At 63.4% G+C, this 4,427-nt stretch carries 2 protein-coding genes and 2 pseudogenes; 2 read left to right on the top strand and 2 right to left on the bottom strand.

The window, feature by feature from the left end; all coding sequences use genetic code 11:
- Window positions 1-718 (top strand): annotated as a pseudogene (locus ACXJ7R_RS25685) (glycogen debranching protein GlgX); the annotation flags it as partial.
- Window positions 705-2,330 carry a beta-galactosidase BglA gene (gene bglA, locus ACXJ7R_RS25680; RefSeq protein WP_457154277.1) on the top strand — a complete coding sequence of 542 codons (1,626 nt, stop codon included), beginning with the start codon at window positions 705-707 and terminating at the stop codon, window positions 2,328-2,330. The pseudogene ACXJ7R_RS25685 and the gene bglA, both read left to right, overlap by 14 nt.
- Before the next feature lie 57 nt (window positions 2,331-2,387).
- Here the strand turns inward: bglA and ACXJ7R_RS25675 are convergent, their stop codons facing one another.
- Together ACXJ7R_RS25675 and ACXJ7R_RS25670 are read right to left on the bottom strand one after the other, a co-directional pair.
- The gene (locus ACXJ7R_RS25675) at window positions 2,388-4,154 is read right to left on the bottom strand and encodes a hypothetical protein (protein WP_457154276.1); all 1,767 of its coding nucleotides are present in this window, start codon (window positions 4,152-4,154) and stop codon (window positions 2,388-2,390) included.
- Window positions 4,155-4,427, bottom strand: a pseudogene (locus ACXJ7R_RS25670) (pilus assembly protein); the annotation flags it as partial.

Here is a 4,427-nt window from a genome sequence, read left to right as displayed (position 1 = left end):
GACCGACATCGTGCGCTACGAGCGCAAGCACAACCAGGCCAATGGCGAGCAGAACCGCGACGGCCACAATGAAAACCTGTCCTGGAACAACGGCGTGGAAGGCGATGCGGACAAGCCGGCCGTAGCTACGGCGCGCCTCAACGATCAGCACGCGCTGCTCGCCACCTTGTTTGCCTCGCGCGGCACCATCATGCTGACGGCCGGCGACGAATTCGGCCGCAGCCAGCAGGGCAACAACAATGCCTATGCGCAGGACAACGCGATCACCTGGCTCGACTGGGCCGGGCGCGACCAGGCGCTGGAGCATTACACGGTCCTGCTTTCGACGCTGCGCCGAGCGGTGCCGGCACTCTCCGACACGCGCTTTCTCACGGGCCGGCCACCAGGAAATTCCGACATAGCGGACGTCGCATGGCTGACCGAAACAGGCGCGCCGCTCGACCAACAAAGCTGGCAGGACCCGCAGCGGCACCGCCTGGTCATGATTCTGGGCGGCGACAGCGATGACGAACGCCGTCTTGCGGTGCTGATCAACGGCGACCGCCGGGCCTGCATTTTCACCCTGCCGCCTCGCGAGGGATTTTTCTGGGAGCCGGCCATTGAAACGGCTGAGGCGGCCGACATCGAGCGGCCGGTATCGGGGCGGTCGGTGATCTTCATGATCGAACGCGCAGCTGCACAGGCCGGCACAGGGGAGAAGCGCAATGGCGGCAGGTGACCGGATCGGATGGTGGCGTGGCTGCGTCATCTATCAGATCTATCCGCGCTCCTTCCAGGATACGACCGGCGACGGCAGCGGCGATCTGCGCGGCATCGCCAACCGCCTGGAGCATGTCRCCTCCCTTGGTGTCGACGCCATCTGGCTGTCGCCCTTCTTCAAGTCACCGATGGCTGACATGGGCTACGACGTGTCGGACTATTGCGCCGTCGATCCGATGTTCGGTGGCATGGAGGATTTCGATGCGCTGGTCGCCGAGGCGCATCGGCTCGGCCTGAAAGTCATCATCGACCAGGTATTGTCGCACTCATCCGACAAGCACGAATGGTTCGTCGAAAGCCGCTCCAGCCGCGACAACCCCAAGGCCGACTGGTATGTCTGGGCCGATACCATGCCCGATGGCGGCGCGCCCAACAACTGGCTCTCCGTCTTCGGTGGCCCGGCCTGGGAGTGGGATTCGACCCGCCGGCAGTACTACATGCACAATTTTCTCGCTTCTCAGCCGGATTTGAATTTCCACAATCCGGAGGTCCACGACGCGCTTCTGGAAACGGTACGGTTCTGGCTGGAGCGTGGCGTCGACGGCTTTCGGCTCGACACGGTCAACTACTATGTCCACGACCGCTGGCTGCGCAGCAATCCACCCTTGGCGTCAAGCGTCGCCGGCACCAACAGCGAGACCAACACCTACCTCTACCAGGAACATCTGTTCGACAAGACGCAGCCGGAAAACCTGGCGTTCCTCAAGCGCTTCAGGGCGCTGCTCGACGAGTATGACGACCGCGCCGCCGTCGGCGAGATCGGCGATGAAGGCCGCTCTTTGCAGACGCTCGCCGCCTACACCACCGGCGGCGACAAGCTCCATATGTGTTACACCTTTGACCTGCTTGGCCCACAATTCTCGGCGGCGCATGTGCGGGGCTGTGTCGAAGCCTTCGAGGCGGCGGTGTCCGACGGCTGGGTCTGCTGGGCGTTTTCCAACCATGACGTGGTGCGCCACGTCACCCGCTGGACGAGGCCCGACAGCGATCCCGATACGGTCGCAAGGTTCTCGATCATGCTGCTCTCCTGCCTGCGCGGATCGATCTGTCTCTACGAGGGCGAGGAACTCGGCCTGGAGGAGGCGGAACTCGCCTTCGAGGATCTGCGCGATCCCGTTGGCATCCGCTTCTGGCCGGGCGTCAAGGGCAGGGACGGCTGTCGCACGCCGATGGTCTGGGAGGCCGGTGCCGACAATGCGGGCTTCTCCACCGGTAAACCGTGGCTGCCGATACCGGCCAGCCATCGCGACCGCGCGGTCGACGTCCAGAACGCCGACACCGCCTCGGTGCTCGCCTTCTATCGGACCATGCTCGCCTTGCGCAGGGGGCATCCGGCGCTGGTCGGCGGTTCGATCCAGTTTTTCGATGCGGACGGCGAAATTCTCGCCTTCATCCGCGAAGACGGCGGTGAGAAACTTCTCTGTGTCTTCAACTTCGCCGAGGAGCCGGCGAATTGGCCGTTGCCGCCGGATACAGGAGCTGTCGTGGCTATTGATGGTGGCCGCGGGGTTGTTGAAGAGAGCCAGATCTCGCTGCCGGCGCTTGGCTGTTTCCTTGGTCAGCTCGACTGATTCAGTGCTTCGGCCGCCGCTTGCGAGGAAGGTGATCCCGCTTGGGCTGCTGATGCCTTATTGAACGAGAACCGCGCGCCCGCAGGTCGCACCGGTGACACGCACATCGGCCTGGCCGACGCCGATACCGAGCGCCGAAAGCACGTTGTAGAGCAGGTCGTCGACCGGCGCCGTTACGCCGTTCAGCACGGCCATGACTGCCGGCTTCACCGTTGCGAGCAGTGCGGTCAGATCGATTCCGAGACCAAGCGCATTGACCGAAAGCGACAGGTTGCCGACCAGCGATGTGGTCAGCGACTGCGATATGTTGCGCGTCGAAACGGTCTTGACCGTCTTGTTGGCGATGTCGGTCGCRTTGAASTTCAACGTCGTCGGGCTATTGTTGGTGATCGCGGTGGCGGCGGAACCCATCACCTGTATCAGCGGAATGTTGATCAGCAGCATATGGAGGCTCACATCCGCGATCTCCGCGTCGGTGAACGTCTGCGGCTGACTGAAATCGCCGAAGCCTGAACTGTTGCTGTTGGCCAGATGCAGCGAGGCGATACCCGGGTGCGCGGCGATGGAAACATTGATGCTGGAAGGCCCGGTCGGACAGGTGATGTCGGTCAGTTTGGCTTCGGCATAGGCGACTTCCACATTGAGCGGCAGATTGACGGCCAGCAGGCTGATACCGCCGCCGAGACCGGGCGTGCCGACACCGACGCTGGCAACCAGTTTGATGCGCGTCTGGGCGGTGCRCACCACGGTTCCGATGCCATCGACCGCCAGCCATGGCGAAGATTGCATCGGCTCGCCAATGGCAATGGTAAGCGCCGTGGACAGAAGCCCGGGTACGGTGGCGCCAAGATTGACCTGGGCCTGGTTGGTGCCGTTGGCCAGTACGGCGGCAGCGGTCAGCATGCCCATGGCGTTGGTGTCTAGCCCAAGGCCGGTTGGTCTTTGCCCGAGAGCCAAGCTGCCGACTGAACCGAGATCGACAAGCTTGTTGAGCGGGATCTTGCCCGTGCTGGTCGATTTCGAGGCGATGGTCTGCAGCGCCAGCTTGGCCGTGTTGCCAAGCCCGGGCACGTTGGCCATGGCGGTGGCGATCTGGCCGACAGTCGCATTCGATGCCAGCACGTCCGAATAGGTGACGCCGGTCAGGCTCAATTGTGTGGCAAGACCGTCTATGAACGAGAGCACGCTGACATCGGCCGAGATCAACCCGTTGTAGTCCATGACGCTGAGCGAGATGTTGCCGCCGAGAAGTCCACTGAGCAGCGCGTTGAGAATGCCGCCATCGACGCTGAGCAACCTCGACCCGACCGAGAACGTCGCCTGCGGCGTCATGCTGGCGGTGGCCTCGGTGCCGATGACGGGAGTGGGGAGCAGCGAACTCGCGAAATAGCGGGCAGGGATCTTCTTCAGGGTGACACGGACGGCATTGTAGGGCGTTACGCCGGACTGGAAGCGTTGGCTGACATTGGCGGTTGATGCCGCGTAGCGGCCGGGCGTGACCGACACGACGGTTTTGCCGACGGCCGGCGCGATCGTCTGTCCCGAGCCTTGAACGACCACGCCCGGCATGCCGTTGTCGGTCAGCGTGGTCACGACAGCGGTGTCGACTTTGGTGATGTTCGAGGCAGCGGTGATCGCAGCAAGGTCCACCATTGCCTGGGCTTCGCGGCGCTCGGTATAGATCGAGGCTTCGTCGATTGCCACCGCAGCCAGCGCCAGCGCGACCGGCGCGCTCAACGCGGTCATGACGGCGATGTTCGCCTGTCTGTCGGCCAGCATCAATCGGGCGAGCCGGCCGATCGCATCGCAAGCCCGCAGCAGCATTCAGATGCCCCCGACCCTTATCGTTGACTGGCGCTTGATCGTACTTCCCGGCATGGCGATGCCCGGGAAGAGATTCCAGATCGGCAGGTTGCGGGCATCGTACTGGATGGACACCACGAACTGGCTTCCGTCGGCCGTGCTGTCGTTGGCCTGGTAGGTCAACTTGCTGGCATCCACGAAGGGATACCCGCCGGCATTGTTGGTGACGAAGCTGGCGACGAGCGTCTGGCGCTCGGTCTGGTTCAGTCCGGCAATTGCTGTGCGGGCCGCATC

It is taken from the genome of Mesorhizobium sp. P5_C1 (genome assembly GCF_054049815.1).
This window is presented reverse-complemented; position numbering and strand designations above follow the sequence as displayed.